Source organism: Lysinibacillus sp. JK80, assembly GCF_027557635.1.
Classification (GTDB): domain Bacteria; phylum Bacillota; class Bacilli; order Bacillales_A; family Planococcaceae; genus Lysinibacillus; species Lysinibacillus capsici.
Genome location: NZ_CP058997.1, coordinates 2,312,856 through 2,331,296, shown reverse-complemented (window position 1 = coordinate 2,331,296; position 18,441 = coordinate 2,312,856). Strand labels below are relative to the sequence as shown.

Annotated in this window: 15 protein-coding genes; 10 read left to right on the top strand and 5 right to left on the bottom strand. The window is 38.7% G+C overall.

All coding sequences use genetic code 11. The features are described 5' to 3' along the window. Window positions 1–13: 13 nt before the first annotated feature. Both HXV90_RS12055 and HXV90_RS12050 read right to left on the bottom strand, forming a co-directional pair. Window positions 14–340, bottom strand: a complete 327-nt coding sequence (locus HXV90_RS12055; protein WP_269899002.1) for an AzlD domain-containing protein — start codon at window positions 338–340, stop codon at window positions 14–16. Further along, the gene (locus tag HXV90_RS12050) at window positions 337–1,071 is read right to left on the bottom strand and encodes an AzlC family ABC transporter permease (RefSeq protein WP_048392044.1); all 735 of its coding nucleotides are present in this window, start codon (window positions 1,069–1,071) and stop codon (window positions 337–339) included. Before HXV90_RS12050 ends, HXV90_RS12055 begins: the two co-directional genes overlap by 4 nt. 124 nt (window positions 1,072–1,195) lie before the next feature. Here HXV90_RS12050 and HXV90_RS12045 point away from each other — a divergent pair, with 124 nt between their 5' ends. The 8 genes from HXV90_RS12045 (at window position 1,196) to HXV90_RS12010 (ending at window position 14,446) form a co-directional block, all read left to right on the top strand. After that, entirely contained in the window at window positions 1,196–1,747 is a 552-nt protein-coding gene (locus HXV90_RS12045) for a helix-turn-helix domain-containing protein (RefSeq protein ID WP_048392043.1), read from the top strand. Between the two features lie 11 nt (window positions 1,748–1,758). Beyond that, entirely contained in the window at window positions 1,759–2,397 is a 639-nt protein-coding gene (locus tag HXV90_RS12040; RefSeq protein ID WP_004227497.1) for a TVP38/TMEM64 family protein, read from the top strand. A gap of 324 nt (window positions 2,398–2,721) precedes the next feature. Beyond that, a complete protein-coding gene (addB, locus tag HXV90_RS12035; RefSeq protein ID WP_237899366.1) occupies window positions 2,722–6,231 on the top strand; it encodes a helicase-exonuclease AddAB subunit AddB in 3,510 nt (1,169 codons plus the stop codon). 1 nt (window position 6,232) lies between these two features. Continuing rightward, on the top strand, window positions 6,233–9,949 hold the full coding sequence (gene addA / locus HXV90_RS12030; RefSeq protein WP_237899368.1) for a helicase-exonuclease AddAB subunit AddA: 3,717 nt from the start codon (window positions 6,233–6,235) through the stop codon (window positions 9,947–9,949). 82 nt (window positions 9,950–10,031) lie between these two features. Continuing rightward, the gene (locus tag HXV90_RS12025) at window positions 10,032–11,198 is read left to right on the top strand and encodes a DUF418 domain-containing protein (RefSeq protein ID WP_237899370.1); all 1,167 of its coding nucleotides are present in this window, start codon (window positions 10,032–10,034) and stop codon (window positions 11,196–11,198) included. A gap of 124 nt (window positions 11,199–11,322) precedes the next feature. Further along, window positions 11,323–12,225, top strand: coding sequence for a fumarylacetoacetate hydrolase family protein (locus HXV90_RS12020; RefSeq protein WP_048392038.1), 903 nt, complete (start codon window positions 11,323–11,325; stop codon window positions 12,223–12,225). A 201-nt stretch (window positions 12,226–12,426) separates the two neighbouring features. Continuing rightward, window positions 12,427–12,795: a YisL family protein gene (locus HXV90_RS12015; RefSeq protein WP_004227486.1), complete on the top strand. Its 369-nt coding sequence runs from the start codon at window positions 12,427–12,429 to the stop codon at window positions 12,793–12,795. Window positions 12,796–12,979: 184 nt separating this feature from the next. Then, complete coding sequence (locus tag HXV90_RS12010; protein WP_269899001.1) at window positions 12,980–14,446, top strand: alpha-amylase family glycosyl hydrolase; 1,467 nt, start codon at window positions 12,980–12,982, stop codon at window positions 14,444–14,446. 50 nt (window positions 14,447–14,496) lie between these two features. On the opposite strand, the gene HXV90_RS12005 is transcribed toward HXV90_RS12010, so the two are convergent. After that, on the bottom strand, window positions 14,497–15,354 hold the full coding sequence (locus HXV90_RS12005) for a DegV family protein (protein WP_036076685.1): 858 nt from the start codon (window positions 15,352–15,354) through the stop codon (window positions 14,497–14,499). A gap of 142 nt (window positions 15,355–15,496) precedes the next feature. Next, window positions 15,497–16,306, bottom strand: a complete 810-nt coding sequence (locus HXV90_RS12000; RefSeq protein WP_269899000.1) for a Cof-type HAD-IIB family hydrolase — start codon at window positions 16,304–16,306, stop codon at window positions 15,497–15,499. Window positions 16,307–16,427: 121 nt separating this feature from the next. On the opposite strand from HXV90_RS12000, the gene HXV90_RS11995 reads away from it, so the two are divergent. Next, window positions 16,428–17,192: a prolyl oligopeptidase family serine peptidase gene (locus tag HXV90_RS11995; protein WP_269898999.1), complete on the top strand. Its 765-nt coding sequence runs from the start codon at window positions 16,428–16,430 to the stop codon at window positions 17,190–17,192. Window positions 17,193–17,245: 53 nt separating this feature from the next. After that, entirely contained in the window at window positions 17,246–17,554 is a 309-nt protein-coding gene (locus HXV90_RS11990) for a metal-sulfur cluster assembly factor (protein ID WP_004227477.1), read from the top strand. Between the two features lie 60 nt (window positions 17,555–17,614). Here HXV90_RS11990 and HXV90_RS11985 read toward each other — a convergent pair whose 3' ends face one another. Beyond that, window positions 17,615–18,301: a Crp/Fnr family transcriptional regulator gene (locus HXV90_RS11985; protein WP_103117492.1), complete on the bottom strand. Its 687-nt coding sequence runs from the start codon at window positions 18,299–18,301 to the stop codon at window positions 17,615–17,617. Between the last annotated feature and the right edge of the window lie 140 nt (window positions 18,302–18,441).

Below are 18,441 nucleotides of genomic sequence, written 5' to 3'. Positions count from 1 at the left end.
AGGACTGACCTTTTTACATGAAAAATCGCACTGTTGCCATAATGATTACTCCTGCAACTACTGTAATCGATAAGCTTTTTGTGACAAGGGCAATAATAAGAGTAGGAACAAATGTAATAAAGACTGGCCAATCAAGTGTCACTACTTTGCCGCTTTCAGTATCTATTAAATTTTCAATGACAAGAGCACTTAATATACAAACAGGAATAAAACTAAGCCATTTTAGCACAACATCAGGTAGTGTTACACTACGCACAAAAATAAATGGAATGACACGCGGTAGCCATGTTACAAGTGCGCAGCCGATAATAAGCCAGACCATATAAGAAGTTGTTGTCATTTATCTGTCACCACCCCAATTGTTGCGACAATCACGGTTGCCAGTAGCACAGCCACATGTGAAGGGACTACATAAGAAAGACCGTACATAATAACCGCCATATAGCCAATTAACTTGATATAATGCATGATTTTACTTTTACCAACACTGCTCAATTGCAAAACTAAAAGTGCAACAAACATGGCAACCAAGGCAAAATCTAAACCCCATTTTTCAGGATTTGCTACCCACTGTCCTAAAAAGGCACCCGTAACACAGGAAAGAATCCAGAAGATATAGGCTGTTATATTTAACCCATCCATCCATTTACCATATAATTTACCTGTTTGCATTTGCTTTGTGACTGCTACACCAAAGGTTTCATCCGTTAATAATGTACCAAAGCCAACATTTCTAAGCATGGAGTAGCGCGTAAAGTGAGGTGCTAATGTTAAACTCATTAATAAATGACGTAGATTCACTACGAAAATGGTTACAATGATAGCAGAGGCAGGGCTACTTGTTAAAAGAAGTGCACAAAAAATAAATTGTGCAGAACCTGCGTAAATCAGTATTGTTAATAGCGCAATTTCAAGGACAGATAACCCTGAAGCGGAACCTACAACCCCAAATGCAAGTCCTATACTAATATAACCGAGTAATGTAGGCACGCAATCTTTCACGCCTTGTAAAAAACTGTCATTGGAAGAGCTTGTTGTGTCATCATGTTGAAGCTCTGTTGTACTTGTCATAAATAGGTCATCCTTTCTTGATAATTTCCATGTATACTATTGATGGAATTGTTTGATAGTTCTTGATGTTTATTAAAGTATACATATGTCTGATAAAATAAACAATAGAAATTGGTGAGTAAAGATGGAACAAATGAGTCGAAATTTAGCATTTCAATTAAAGAAAATTAGACAGCAACGTCATTTAAGTCTCGATGATGTGGCCAAAGCGACAGGTGTCAGTAAAGCACAGCTTGCACAAATCGAAAAAGGAGAGGCCAATCCGACTGTTTCAACAATTTGGAAAATTGCAGCGGGTATGCGTATGTCATTCTCTTCATTATTACAGCCGCCAACTGCCCATTACATGCGTTATAGCAGTAAAGATGTACCACATGTCGATGAGGATGAGGGACGCTATCGTGTCTACTCCATAATTCCGTACAATCCAGAGCGAGGCTGGGAGTTTTATAAGGTTGAAATGGAGCCAGGGGCAGTTAGTAGGAGTGAAGCCCATACAGAAGGGGTAGAGGAAACTGTAATGGTTATTAAAGGACAAGCAGTTATTTCTGCTGGAGACATGCATGAATTACTAGATGAAGGGGATACACTAGTATTCTCAGGGCATCAACCCCATGAATATCGCAATACTTCAGAAGGGTTAACAATTTTTCATTTAATTTTACAGTATAAATAGAGGTGTCGATATTGAATGAATGGTTTACTGTAGAAAATATTGAACAGGTTGCGGCACAGTATCGAACGTTCGGCCCAATCATTGGTTTACTGCTCCCGTTTTTAGAGGCGTTTTTACCATTCCTACCATTAGTCGTATTCGTTGTGGCGAATGCCAGTGCATTCGGCTTATGGCTAGGATTTCTATTATCTTGGCTGGGCTCTGTAGCTGGCTCCTATGCGGTTTTCTTACTTGTGCGTCATTTTGGCAAACATCCAAGATTACAATTTTTAACAGGTAGTAAAAAAGTACAGAAGCTTATTAAATGGGTGGATATGAATGGCATCAGCCCTCTTTTTGTCCTCCTCTGCTTCCCTTTTACACCATCTGTGATTGTCAATATTGTAGCGGGATTGTCACATATCCATAAAAAATTTTACTTAATCGTTTTGCTTGCAGGAAAGTTTGTCATGATTTTAGGTATGAGTGTATTGGGCTATGATTTAAAATCGCTTTTGACAAGCCCAGTGAGATTGATAATTGCAGCTGTGGCCATTGTTATTTTATGGTGGGTTGGGAAGTTGATAGAGAAGCGTTTGAATGCCCGTGTAGAAAGAGATTTAAAGCAAGCGCGAAATTTGACGAAAAAGCAGGATCACCATGCCAGTTAGTAAAAATTTGTAGCCTCTTTCATTATCTGAAGAGGCTGCTTTTTTGTGTAATAAATTAACCTTTTTATAGGTAGGTGAAGGTTGATAGATAGTATTTACTAGTTTTTTTCGATAGAATTTAAGATAGATGATTTATGTTGTTTTTAGTAGGCTGGGAAAACTGCTTCACCATAGATGAGAAGCGATCAATAGTCTGGAGAAGCCGCTCCAAAATAGATGAGAAGTAATCAATTCAGTGAAAGAATCGCTCAAATAAAAGTATAAATCTTTATTTCATTAAAAGAGACACTCGCAACAGCAAGTTAATGAGGAGGGGGAAAGCAAATGACATTGCGTATTGTTTCAGGACGTTCGGGAACAGGGAAATCGGCATTTATTCATCAGGAAATTGTTGAGCAATTAAAGACGGATCCATTGGGGCATCCGATTTTCATGATAGTGCCTGACCAAATGTCTTATTCTACGGAATATGAGCTGACAAATAAGCATGGTTTACAAGGCTTGATTCGAGCACAGGTGATGACGTTTAAACGTTTAGCATGGTTGGTTTTACAGGAAACAGGAGGTATTGCTCGTAAAGAAGTAAATGGCTATGGCTATCGAATGCTTATTCGTAAGCTTTTGGAGGAACAAAAAAGCGAGTTTTCCTTATTTCGACAAGCAGCAGGAAAACGTGGCTTTACGGAGGAAATTGAAACCCTTTTAAGAGAATTTAGTCGCTATAGCGTCAATAGCTCAGTCTTGGCAGAGGTAACGGAATCGTTAAAGGCTATAGATGCACCAAATACATTGCAGGCGAAAGCGAATGATTTACATGTTGTTTTGCAGGCACTAGAGGAACGACTTGGTACGACGTATGTTGACAGCGAGGGCTATTATCCGATTTTAACGGAGCACCTGAAATATGCAGAAACGATGAAGCAAGCGACCATTTATATTGATGGTTTCACCGCTTTCACTGTGCGAGAGTTAGAACTGGTTCGTGAATTGTTGAAGGTAACGAAGCAAGTAACGGTCGTCCTTCCCTTTGATCATATGGATGAAGCCTTTGATGAACAAGCTTTATTCCATGAAGCAGCCTTAACGAATCAACGTCTTCATGATATGGCAAAAGAAGAGGGCATTGATGTTGAATTACCATTACATTTTTATAACACTCAAAGATTTCATTCTAAAGATTTACAGCATGTGGAGGCAAAATTTGCTGATTTGGAGCCCCAAACGAAAAAAACTTCAGGAGATGTAACCGTGCTTGAAGCATCCAATCGTCGAGCAGAGATACATGCGATTGCCCGGGAAATAACAAAACTGACAAGAGAAGACGGTTTTCGCTATCAGGATATCGTACTTTTGTATAGACAAGCAGATCTCTATGATCCACTTATTACAAGTATTTTCCAACAATATGAAATTCCTATTTTTACAAATACAAAAAAGACAATGCTACATCATCCATTAATAGAGCTAAGTCGTTCAGCCTTGGAGGTTATGACCTCGAATTGGAAATATGAGCCAGTTTTCCGTAGTGTTAAAACCGATTTGTTTTTCCCATTACAAGCGGAGCTAACAATTTGGCGTGAGCGAGCAGATCGATTAGAAAATTATTGCTTGGCACAAGGCATCTATGGTGAACGATGGTTTGAGGAGGCACGTTGGTTTTATAAAAAATATCGAGGTCTAGAATTCCATTCGCGTGTACAAACAGATGAAGAGCGTGCAATGCAGGCAGAAATCGAGGCCATTCGAGATGAAATTCGCCAACCTCTAAAACTTTTACAAGACAAACTTGATAGCGCCAAGAATGGCAGGGATATTGCGACTGCTTTATTTGAACTTATAGAGTCATTACAGGTATATGATAAACTACAAGCCATGAAAGACCGTGAGCTAGAGCGAGGTGACGCATTAGCTGCAAGTGAACATGAACAAGCTTGGAATGAATGGATTGCTGTTCTGGACCAATTCGTTTATATGTTTGGTGAGCAGGAGATGTCTGTAGAGCAAGCAGCCAAAATTCTTGATGAAGGCTTTGATACATTAGAATTTTCAAGAATTCCGCCAACCCTTGATGAAGTAATGGTGGCTACTGTTGATTTAGCTCGTTTATCCAATATCAAAGTCGCTTTTGTAATAGGAATGAATGATGGTGTTTATCCAACTCGGATGGAGTATGAGGGCTTGTTGTCAGATATCGAACGTGAATGGTTTAGTCAAATTGGCTATGAACTTGCCCCTACCTCTACTAATCGTTTATTACAGGAAAATTTCTTGTTCTATCGTGCTATTACAACGCCATCTAACAAATTGTATATGACCTATCCCACGGCGGATGAGGAAGGCAAGGCACTCCTAGCCTCACTTTATATGAAGAAAATAATAGGAAATGACAAAAAGGCTGGGTTATTAAGTGGTGTATCAATAGAACGAGTGGTAATCGACCCGATTGAATTACTAGATGGAGATGTTTTACCATATTTACGCCATCCAAGGACTGCATTGGCACATCTAATGGTACAGCTACGTCAAGCTGAACATAGCCGTGAACTAGCTCCAGAATGGCTAGCTTTACAAAGATTTTATAAACAAGATCCTTATTGGGCACTCATTTTCGACCGCGTACTTTATCCAATTACCCATAAAAATGAGGCTGAGCCACTTGAAACCTATATTACACAGGAATTATATGGTCAGAAGCTAACATCCAGTGTGTCGCGAATTGAGAAATACTTCAGATGTCCTTTTTCTCATTTCACTACGTATGGCCTACGTCTAGAAGAGCGAGCTGAGTATCGTCTAGAAACGTTTGCAATGGGTGACTTATTCCATGAGGCATTAAAGTGGATTACAGAGGAAACACATCGTCAGCAATTATCTTGGATTCGTTTAACAACAAAGCAAATTAAACAATTAGCACGTCAAGCAGTAGAACAAATTGTTCCAGTCTTTTCCCATCAAATCCTATTATCCAGTGCCCGCTATCGCTATATTCAGCGTAAGCTAATTCGAATTGTTGAGCGTACAATGACAGCACTGACACAGCATGCAAATGTATCACACTTCAAACCAATTGCAATTGAGGCGTCGTTTGGTCCTGGACAACATGAACAGCTACCACCACTAGAGATTGATTTGACTGGTGGCAAGAAAATGTTTATGCGTGGACGTATTGATAGAGTGGATAGTGCAACGATAGATGACCGCTCTTATTTGCGGATTGTCGACTATAAATCCTCAGCTCGTGACCTTGATTTAAATGAGGTTTATTACGGATTATCCTTACAGGTCCTAACGTATTTAGATGTGGCAATGGAAAATAGTTCATACTGGCTATCAGGTGAAGCAGAACCAGCAGGGGTACTGTATGTCCATGTCCATAATCCGATGCTGAAGCTGGATAAAGATTTGACGGACAGTGAAGTAGAAGAGGATCGTTTAAAGCAGTATAAAATGAAAGGTTTGCTATCTGAAAATGCTGAAGCGATTTTATCGATGGACGAGCAATTGGAAGAAAGTAGCGGACATTCAAAAATCATTCCTGTCTATATGAAAAAAGATGGGACACCGTCTGAGTCACAATCGCGTATAGTTCCTGTCAATGATATGAAAAAGTTGCAGCATTTTGTTCGTCGTAAACATCAGGAGGCAGGGAATGGTATCTTATCTGGTGATACGGCCATTAGCCCCTATAAATTAAAAGCCAAAACGGCATGTGATTATTGTCAATTTGCTGCGGTTTGCCAGTTTGATCCATCAGATGGTAAACAAAACTATCGTCAATTAATGCAAGCAAAGCCGAATGATATTGTCGATAAAATTCGGAAGGAGATAGAATAGCATGGTACAAACAATTCCTGTTAAGCCAGTAGATGTCACATGGACAGACGATCAGTGGAAGGCTATTTATGCTAGCGGTCAAGATACACTCGTTTCGGCTGCAGCAGGGTCGGGGAAAACAGCGGTTCTGATCAATCGTATGATTGAAAAAGTCATTGCTACTGAAAACCCGATCAATGTAGATGAACTATTGGTAGTGACCTTTACAAATGCCTCAGCCGCTGAAATGCGCCATCGTATGTCTGAGGCATTAGAAAAGGCGATAGCAGAAAATCCAACATCTAATCATTTAAGACGGCAGCTAAGTCTTGTGAATAAAGCACAAATTTCTACGCTACATTCCTTCTGTTTAGCAATTGTGAAGCAATATGCGTACTTACTTGATATAGACCCAGGCTTCCGTATTGCCAATGAAGCAGAAATAGCATTATTGCGAGATGATGTTTTAGCAGAAGTTTTAGAAGATGCCTACGATGCTGAGGATGAGGCTCACGTACAAGCCATCTATCGTCTTGTCGATAGCTTTACCTCAGATCGTGATGATCAAGCCATCGAAACGCTGATTAGTAAACTTTATGATACGTCTCGTGTCCATGCAGAGCCTCAAAAATGGCTTTGGAGCCTGCCGAAAGCATATGAATTAGCTGAGGAAGTGACAATCGATGATTTAGAGCTATCTCAATATGTCAAATTAACCGTACGTCATAGCCTGGAAGAGGCGTTTATGTTAATTTCTGAAATGCGCGCAATTACATTACAGCCAGATGGACCTGCACCCTATGCAGAAACGGCAGAGGTAGATTTTGCTATGATTCAGGAAGGTATTCGCATTAGTCAAAGTGGGACATGGCAGGCGCTATATGATTATTTTGCTACGGTAAAATGGTCTACCTTAAAGCGGGTATCGAAGGATGCACTAGTTAATGTAGAGCTACAGGAGCTCGCGAAGAAAAAACGAGAAGCAGCCAAAAAAATGATGAATAAAATCAAGGAGACATATTTTGTTCGTACGCCTGCACGGCTACTTGAGGAAATAAGGTTAATGGCACCGACCATTACTACGCTAGTTGGATTGACCACTACATTTAGTGAACAATTTCGACTAGCCAAGTTAGAACGGGGAATCATTGACTTTTCAGATTTAGAGCATTATGCACTTCAAATTTTAACGGTAGAGATAGATGGTGCACTTCATCCATCACCGGTTGCGCTAGATATGAAAAAGCGTTTTAAAGAAGTACTTGTGGATGAATATCAGGATACCAATATGCTACAGGAAACCATCTTACAGCTTGTCAAAACGGGTGAAGAACAAGATGGCAACCTTTTTATGGTTGGGGATGTTAAACAAAGTATTTACCGTTTCCGATTAGCTGAGCCAAAGCTTTTTATGAGAAAATATAGTGAATACTTGGAGTCACCTAGTGTAACGGGGATGCGTATAGATTTAAACGCTAATTTCCGTAGTCGAAAAGAAGTATTAAATGCTACAAACTACGTTTTTGCACAAATTATGGGTGAGCGTGTTGGTGAGATTTCGTATGATGACAATGCGTCACTAAAGCCTGCTGCGCCCTATGATGATAAAGAAATACCTGTTGAGCTGGTCATATTGCATCCACCACAGGAAGAGGAAACACCAGAAGAACTGGAAGAACAAGGTAATGAGGAAACGGAGCTAGAGGAATTAAAAAAATCACAATACGAGGCACGATTTATTATCGATCGTATACGTCAGATGATGGAAGATGGAACAACCGTATACGATACGAAAACAAAAACAGAGCGCCCATTAAAGTATAGTGATATTGTGATTTTAATGCGTTCGATGACATGGTCAACAGACTTAGTGGAGGAATTTAAGCTGGCAGGGATCCCACTCTATGCAGAATCCTCTAAAGGCTATTTTGACGCACTTGAAGTAATGATTATGTTAAATGTCCTGAAGGTAGTCGATAATCCCTATCAGGATATCCCCTTAGCCTCTGTACTGCGCGCACCGTTTGTTGGTTTAACGGAAAATGAGCTGGCGAAAATCCGTTTAGCCGATCAAAAGGTACCTTTTTATGATGCTTTACGACAATTTATTCGTAGTGAAGGACATGGTGTGCAAACCACTACATTTGAGAAGTTGCAACGCTTTATGCTGGCCTTTGAAAATTGGCGTGATTTAGCACGTCGTGGATCATTATCAGATTTAATTTGGAAAATTTATTTAGATACACATTATTATGAAATGGTTGGGGCAATGCCGAATGGCAAACAGCGTCAAGCAAATCTACGCGTATTACATGATCGTGCGTTAATGTATGAAAAAACGGCATTTCGTGGACTATTCCGTTTTTTACGCTTTATTGATCGTATGCGTACGCGTGGCGATGATTTAGGTACTGCCAAATCAATTGGCGAAAAGGACGATGTAGTACGTCTGGTGACAATCCACTCTTCCAAGGGTTTAGAATATCCAGTCGTCTTTGTTGCAGGAATGGGACGTCCGTTTAATAAAATGGATTTTCATCAGCCCTATTTGTTTGATCAAGATTTTGGACTAGCTGTTAAGGCCATTGATCCCGAAAATCGTATCACCTATACATCGTTACCGTTTTTAGCATTGAAGGAGAAAAAAGAACTGGAGATGCGTGCAGAAGAAATGCGTGTCTTATATGTTGCGATGACTCGTGCGAAGGAGCGTTTGATTTTAGTAGGCTCAGTGAAGAACTGGGAGAAAACACGCGACAACTGGCAGGACGCCCAAAGTTTACCAATGGATGCACCGCTTCAAGAATATTTACGTGCAAGAGCTAATAGCTATTTGGACTGGGTTGGCCCAGCAGTAGCAAGACATGGAGATTTTGCAGCAGTAGCAAGCACATCTTATAAAGAAGTGGAGGATCAATCACATTGGTGGGTTCAAGCCATCGATACAAAGCATTATTCATATGAGATAGAGGCGATGGGCGATGAAGTACAGCAAGTGCTTGCGATGCAAGAGGATGAGGACTTGCTGGCTGAAATCACTACCCGCTTTCAAGCGCAGTATGTCTATCAAAAATCTACAAGAAAGCGCTCCAAAACATCTGTTAGTGAAATAAAGCGATTAGAAAATTTACAGCGCCAGGAGGAACCTGAATTTTATTTTGCCTCTCCTATCAAGCAAAAGGCTTCGTCCATTGCACCTCGACCCGCTTTTTTACAGGAGCAACAGCTAACTGGTGCTGAAATTGGTACAGCTGTGCACACAGTGATGCAGCATGTTCCTCAATATGGCTTTAGTCATATCGATGCTGTAAGGGACTTTGTGGAGGATTTAGTGGCAAGACAGCTTTTAACAGAGGCGGAGGGCAAAGTAGTTCCGCAAGCGAAAATTTATCGTTTTTTTGAGACAGAAATAGGGCAACGCTTTCAACGCGCAAGGCAGATACGTAGAGAAATGCCGTTTACAATTAGTAGAATCGATGAAGATGGTGATGCTCAAATTGTGCAAGGGATCATTGACTGCCTATTTGAGGATGAATACGGTAATTGGGTCTTGTTGGATTATAAAACGGATCATATACAATCTCATTTTGCGCAGGAGCCAGCCCTGTCAAAGGAAATACTAGGTCGTTATGCCGTACAGCTTCGTGTTTATAGCGAAGCCATTGAATCTATTTTACACATCAAGGTGAGCGATAAAGTATTATTTTTATTCGATAATGAACAGACAATACATGCATAAAGAACTTGTTACGGGCAAAGTAGGGCAAAGTTTTTTCTTGCCCTGCTTTCACCATAGCTGCTAGTTAAGAGGAGGCTATTTTGTGGAGTTAAAACCAACAATGTTGCAGGAACGAATAGCAACATTAGATATTTTACGAGGTATTAGTTTAGTAGGTATCTTACTTGTAAATATGTATACCTTTTATTTGCCAATGCCGCATATTGATTTGGCATCATGGTTTACAACCCCATCGGATATTGTTTGGCAGAAAAATATTGATATTTATGTGCAAGGTAGCTTTTACCCGCTTTTTGCCATGCTATTTGGTTATGGGCTAGCCATGCAGTGGCAAAAGGCACAAAGTCGTGACCAAAACTTTTATACGCTGGGGCTTCGTAGACTGTCCATCCTGTTTGCCTTTGGCTTTATCCATGCTGTGCTAATTTGGTGGGGCGATATATTAATGATGTATGCATTTTGTGGCGTTTTCTTAGTGCTTTTACTACGTTTGAGTCCTATCTGGCTATTAGCGAGTGCTTTGATTATTAATGGCTTGATGCAAGCTTTTATGCTCTTTGTAGTAGGGATTGTAAATTTTAATACAAAAGTAGATGATTACTTAGATATCGTATCAGTAGAGAAGGCCATCACGGCTTATGGGACAGGGAACTGGGTAGATGCCTTTATGCAACGCTTAACAGATTTATCGACGCAGGCAGGCATCGAGATGTGGTTTGTTGCACTGTTCACGATTTTACCGTATATGTTAATAGGTGCTGCTGCCTCTAAATGGCGTTTAGTAGAACGGGCTAAAGAATTGAAGTGGCTCTGGCTGACGTTTGCAATTGCTGGATTGGTCATCGGTATTGGTATAAAAAGCTTATCTATAATGTTTACAAGAACATATTTACTAGATTATTTAAAAGTATACATAGGGGGACCAGTTCTATCGGTGGGCTATATTGGGGTTATTGTGTTACTTTGCTTAGTGCCAATAATGCCAAAACTACTTAGTCCTTTTGCTAAAATTGGACGCATGTCATTAACGATGTATATTCTTCAATCTATTATAGGTACTTGTTTATTCTACCAATTTGGCTTTGGTTGGTATGGTAAAGTAAGTGTAGAAACAGGGGTATTAATTGCTGTCGGCATTATTGTTGTGCAAATGATCATAGCAGAAATTTGGTTATCTAAGTGGAAACAAGGGCCGTTAGAGACAATATGGCGTAAATTAACATATAAGCAAAAAATAGAAGTGCGTTAATATATTCCTCTTTACATGCATATTTTATGAAGATATAACAACTTATAAAAATGTTGTCGCAAAAATGAGGTAATTTCTATCATATTGTTGTATTATGTAGAAAAAAGAAGGAGCTCTTTCAATCATGAAAATTTTATCATTCAAATTAGGTGGACATGTAAGCTTTGGACCAAAAGTAAAAAAAGAAGAAGCTGTATGGGATGTACTCGCTATTCAAAGTGAACTTCAAGTTCTCCCTTCTTTTTCAAGTTCAATCGTGGATGGCATTGCTTTAGGCTTTGATTTTGTGGAACAGATTCGTAAATTAGTAGAAGCAGCAGAAAAATCAGATAATGCTAATAGTTTTAAACGTGAATTTACAGAGATCGAATGGCTTTCACCAATTCCACGTACCCCTAAAAATATTATGTGTATTGGTAAAAACTATGATGAACATGCAAAGGAAATGGGCGCAGAGGCAGCACCAACGGATTTAATGGTATTCACAAAATCACCAACTGCAATTGCTGCAGATGGACAAACAATTTCCATTCATGCAGATCTTTCTTCAAAAATGGATTATGAAGGTGAGCTAGCTATCGTTATTGGTAAACGTGGCAAAAACATTCCTAAAAACTTAGCGTTTGATTACGTATTTGGTTATACAATTGCCAATGATGTAACAGCTCGTGATTTACAAGAGAAACATAAACAATTCTTCTTGGGTAAAAGCTTGGATGGTACTTGCCCTCTTGGACCATACCTTGTGACAAAGGATGAGATCCCAAATCCACAAGACTTAACAGTAGTGACAAAGGTCAATGATGAAGTACGTCAAAATGGCTCTACGAAAGATATGATGTTCTCTGTTGAAACGTTAGTATCCATCCTATCTCAGCATGTAACATTAGAGCCAGGAGATGTGATTTTAACAGGTACGCCAGCTGGTGTTGGCAAAGGGATGAACCCGCCGCAATTCTTAAAAGCTGGAGATACAGTAAAAGTATCTATTCAAGGAATTGGTACTTTAGTCAACCATTTTGAATAATGATGATATCAATCCGCGAGAGTCTATACTCCGCGGGTTTTTTTACTGCTTTAAGGCATAGTAACAGAAGTAAAAACTATGAGATGCAAGGATTCCAAGTTTTAAATGATGTAAATTGTGTGAACACTATTGTAATATTTGAAACCCTTTCCATCGCATGGTAGGATAGAGTTTGATAGAAAAAGAATGAGGGGGACAAACATGAGTTTTTTAACTAGCCAAACGCATTTGCATATTACTACGTGGGTAGTAGGTATTGTCATCTTTTTAATTGCGGCACTAATGGGCAAGCAATCAAAAGGCTTACATATGACATTACGTCTGTTTTATGTACTAATAATCATCACAGGTGGGGCATTATTTATCGAGGCAATGGACTATGGTAAAGGTATGCTTTACGGATTTAAGTTCTTAGGTGGCATACTTGTAATTGGCATGATGGAAATGGTCTTAGTACGTCAAAAGAAAAATAAACCAACAGCTATGTTTTGGATTTTATTTGCAGTATTCCTATTAATCACTTTGTTCCTAGGATTTAAACTGCCAATGGGTCAAGATTTCTTAGCATAATGATTTAAAAGTCGTGAAGTAGTTGCTTCACGGCTTTTATTTTGTAAACGAAAACGGAAGACGGAATTGACACCTTTTTGTCGTAATTCATTTCGCTTTTACGCAAAATCTTTGGAAAAGATAGCGACGTGACAGAGTTATTTGGTAAAATGACGTTGATTGGTTTGAAAGAGAGGGAATAACAGTGAAATTTAAGAAGTGGATAAGTGCGACGGCTGCATCACTTTTATTAGCAACTTCATTAGTAAGTACTATACCAGTAGCACATGCGGATGAATCAGCGACTAGAACAATAGCAGAAGAAAGCATCTATGATTTACTCGTTGACCGTTTCTTTAATGGCTCGGGCACAAACGATTTTGATACAAATACGCAGGACCCTTCGAAATTTGCGGGGGGCGATTTTACAGGTTTACAGGATAAACTGAAATTTATCGGTGAGATGGGCTATACAATTGTTTCCATTGGGCCTATTTTTTCTACAGAGAAGTATGATGGATCAATGTCCACAAGCTATACTACAATAGAACGTCATTTTGGAACAACGGAAGAATTCCAAAGTACTGTAGAGGCCTACAAAGCTAAAAATATGTCCATTATGGTGGATTTTCCACTTACAAATGTGAGTCCAAATCATGAGTGGGCAAAGGATGCATCGAAAGCGGATTGGATTGCATCTACCAATAATGGACAAGTACAGTGGGATTTATCGAATAAGGATGTGCAAGAAGCACTTATTCAAGCAGTAACTGAATTTGTTTCTACATATGACATCGGTGGTATTCGTTTAACAAATATCGCAGGGGCTGATACAGCGTTTATCAATGCAGTAATAGCTGCATTAAAAGAGACAAAAACATCACTTTATGTGATAGCAAATGAAGAAAGCGATGCTGACTTTGATGCAACTTTCTCACCTGTAACGGCAGATATCTATCGTAATATATTTAAAAACGTGGATATGGATTCTTCTAAATTAATGGAACCCTTCGCAGGAGAAAAACCGACACAAATTATGGTGGATTCACTTGAAACTCATCGTTTTACATTTGACTCTGCTAATGAAAATATGTTCCCACCTACCCGCTTAAAAATGGCGATGGGTGCTTTATTTATGCTACCAGGAATTCCTGTCGTACAATACGGGACAGAAATTGCTATGAATGGGGAAGCAAAACCAGATACACACCAGCTTTATAACTTTAAAACAGACGAGGAACTGATAGATTATATTAAAAATGTTCAATCTTTACGTAATCAATCAGCTACTTTACGTAATGGTGATTTTGAAGTCATTACAAATGAAAATGGCCTTCTTGTCTTTACACGTTCTTCTGACGAAGAAAAGTGGGTAATCATGGTTAATAATACTGGTAAAACACAACGCGTCGACTTAACACCTGAACAACTTGGTGAAGGGAAAATGCTGAACGGTATTTTACATGAGGAAAAAGTTCGCATAAATGAAAAAGAAGTCTATCCTGTTATTTTAGACCGAGAAATGGTTGAAATTTATCAAGTTCGCAATGATGAAGGCTTAAACACTCCTTATATGGTGGCTCTTGGCTTAGTATGGGTGATCTTTATTGGCTTTGTTGTCATCATCATTAAACGAGGGAAAGTTCGTCGTCAGGAGCAAGACGTCCAATAATAATAACACGACAAAAAAGCATGCCAGGAGCCATCCTAGCATGCTTTTTATTAGCCTTCAAAGCTTTTATTTGTGAAGAAAATTGCAATAGTCCCAGGTCCGACATGTGAGCCGATCGCAGAACCTATCATGGTAATTTGCACAGCTTGAGGTGAAAAACGCTCCTGGATAGAGGCTTTTGCTTCATTCGCAAAGGCAGCGTCGTCACTATGGCTAATACCTACGATTTTATTTGTAAAGCTGCCACCACGCTCCTGCATTAAATCTAACATACGATTAAGTGCTTTTTTTCGACCGCGTGACTTTTCAATCGGTACAAGTTTGCCATCTTCTACATTTAAAATAGGCTTAATACTAAGAAGGCCACCTAAAAATGCACTAGCTTTTGATACACGACCACCTTTTGCAAGGTAATCTAAGTCTTCTACAGTAAATAAATGCTCGACCTGAGGTGCAAGGGTGTTTATTTTAGAGGCCATGTCTTCTAAGGATACTCCTATATTTCGCAGTCGTACAGCTTCTTCCACGACAAGGCCATGGCCTAGTGATGCGCATTTAGAGTCGATAATGACTAGTTTTAAGGAAGGATACTGCTCAAGTACCTGATTGCGAATCATTTGAGCAGTACTATATGTGCCTGATAATTCTGATGAAAAAGCGATATAAATACCTTCTTCATCATTTTTGGCTAGCTCCTCAAAATGCTTCAAAAAGAGCTCAGGTGACACTTGTGATGTTTTTGGCTGAGCACCTTGGCGTATTGCATCATAGATCTCTTTGGAATCAATTGAAATCACATCTTCATATTCTTTGTTGTTCAATTGCACTCGTAAAGGGAGTAGCACGACATCATTTTCTTCATAGTAAGATTTTGGTAGATCACATCCACTATCCGTAAAAATCTTCATTCTCTTGTCCCCCTAATTTCAACTTACTTTTAAAGCTTTTTAACTTTATTCAGTAGATACTCACTTTAGATAAATGGAAGGGGTACCACTGAATAAAGTTAAACTGGTAAAAATGGAATGTTAACTTGAACTTACTACTTAACTATGATAATTTCAAGCGTTCAATGAGTATTTTTGCAATTCCATCGTCATTATTCGTTGTTGTAATTTCATTGGCAATGTTTTTAAGACTTGAAATACCGTTCCCCATCGCTACACCAAGTCCAGCATATTCGATCATTTCTAAATCATTGTCTTCATCACCAAAAGCGATGATGCGCTCACGAGGAATACCTAAATATTTTGCCACATGTGCAATACCCACAGCTTTATTTAAGCCGCGACGCACAATTTCAATAATATGAAGTGGCGCGCCCCATCGACGATGTTCAATGACTTCTGCGTGCACAGCCTGCAAATGATCACGTATAATAACTGAATTCGCTTCATTTGCCTGAATTAATAAACTTGTGGGATTATCCAGGAGGTGTGTGTATAAATCCCCAAGTGTAATTTTTGGATTACCCATATTAAAAATATTTAAAATACGATCGTCTTCTGTGTGGACATAAATATCATCTTTTACCTCAGCGATAATATTTTCGTATTCATAACTGTTAATAGAATCAACAACATCATGTACGACACTTAAATCAATTGGTGTGTGCATATGTTGCCAAGAGACATTTTTAGGATGATGCACATATGCGCCATTAAAATTAACAATGGGTGTAGTGAGCCCAAGTTCATGATAATAAAGATCGCTTGCACGGTATGGACGTCCTGTCGCAATCATCACTTGATGCCCTTGTTCCTTAGCCTGCAATAATGTTTTTTTCGTTTTTGCAGAAATTTGCTGTTGATCTGTTAATAAAGTTCCATCTAAGTCTAATACGATTAAATGCGGTTTCATAGCTCGTTGCCCCTTTCCTATAGTTTGAATAGTATCTCTTTGTCTTACATTCGTCAAAATTTTGTCACAGTGAAAAAAGTTTGCTAACATAAAGATGAGAGAATAGTTGGGAGTGACAATAATGTTTGTAGAAAAAGAAGTGTGGGGAAATATTCCTTTATTACATATACATACAGACAATATGAATGAAGAAACCCCGGTAGTCATTTTTTTGCATGGCTTTATGAGTGCAAAAGAACATAACTTACACTATGCATACCAATTGGTGCATAAAGGGGTGCGTGTCCTATTGCCAGATGCAAAATTTCATGGTGAGCGTAGCGAAGGCCTAACAGAAATGCAAATGAATTTAAATTTTTGGGACATTGTTTTAAATTCTATTCATGAAGTACAACAATTATATGATGAATTAAAGAATAAAAATTTATTAGCTAGTCATAAAATTGGCATAGGAGGCACTTCAATGGGTGGCATCGTGACATCAGGCTGTCTGAAACTTTATGATTGGATACAAACAGCTGCAATATGCATGGGTGCACCTGGTTTTATAAAATTGGGTGAATACCAATTGCAACAATTTGCAACAAGCGGAGTTAACTGGCCGATGTCAGAGGAAGACGTTGAAAAAATTAATGAAGCCCTTGCTAAATATGATGTCAGTTTAACACCAGAAAAATTCGCGGGTCGCCCTGTATTCTTTTGGCATGGAGAATTAGATAAAACAGTTCCTTTTCACGAAACGTATAAATTTTATGAAACATTACGGGGATACTATAAAGCAAACCCTGAATATTTAAAGTTCATGGTTAACAAAAGGGCTGGACATGCTGTACCACGTGACGGTATGCTAGCAGCCACAGCATGGCTTGCACAGCATTTGGCATAATAGGGTGCATCTGCTATGATAAGGTTAACACTATGATGGAAGGAGAAATACGAATGGATCAGGATATGAAAGATAGCATGTTAGGTGCTTTAGAAAACGTAATTGATCCTGAGCTTGGCATTGATATTGTCAACTTAGGTTTAGTATATGATGTGGAATTAGATGATGAAGGTGTTGCAACTGTTACGATGACGCTAACATCTATGGGCTGCCCACTTGGTCCAGTCATTGTGGATCAAGTGAATACGGCGTTAGGTGAACTTCCAGAAGTGAAAAGTACAAATGTTAATATTGTATGGAATCCACCTTGGTCGAAAGATAAAATGTCACGCTATGCCAAAATGGCATTGGGCGTACGTTAAAATGGCTTATTTAAAACCCTGCTTATTGAAAAATAAGCAGGGTTTTTGCTTGTAACGAAACTAATCGATACGGCATATTTGTAATGGACAATTTTCACAGGCAATTTCATTTTTTAAAAATTGTAAATCATGAATGGTAATAAATCCTTTATCAAAAGTGATAATCTCATGTTTTTTTAAATCATTCAGCATACGATTAATCATTTCCCGACTTGTCGCACACAAATTTGCAATTTCTGTATTTGTTAGCTGAAAATCAATAAAAATCGAGTCATTTTCTACAGGTTTACCATACGTATTGGACAGCCGAATGAGCGTTGAAAATAGAGCACCTTTTTTCCCGTTTAACACTAAATCGCGCAAACGACTCTGATGCTTTAAGTTTTCTGTTTGTAGCCACTTCATGTATTCCACCATAACTGTCGGCTGCTCTTCTAGTAAATGCTCCAAAGATTTACGACTCAAAACATACAACGTAGAGGGTTCTAAAACTTTGGCAGTCATCGAATTATAGACGAGATTACAAAATAACGAACCTTCTCCTATTATGCTGTCAGGGCCACAAATACGAATGGTTAATTCCTTACCCGTCTCGGATTCTTGGCTAATCGAAATAACACCTGATTGGATGTAATAAATTTCTTTTGCCCGTTCACCCTCTAGAAAAATTTTATTTCCTTTATTCACTTTGATAAAAACACCGTGGTTTTGAAAAAGATCTTTAATTTTTTCAAACATATTATCCATTAAAACCATATCTCCAACACATCGCTTTCTTTTTGTAATAAATGGCGATTATTACAAAAGGATAGTGGATTTCGATACTAAAACATAGAAACATACCATTATTATAACGTAAACTTCCATAATAAGTGAAAAAATTTTAG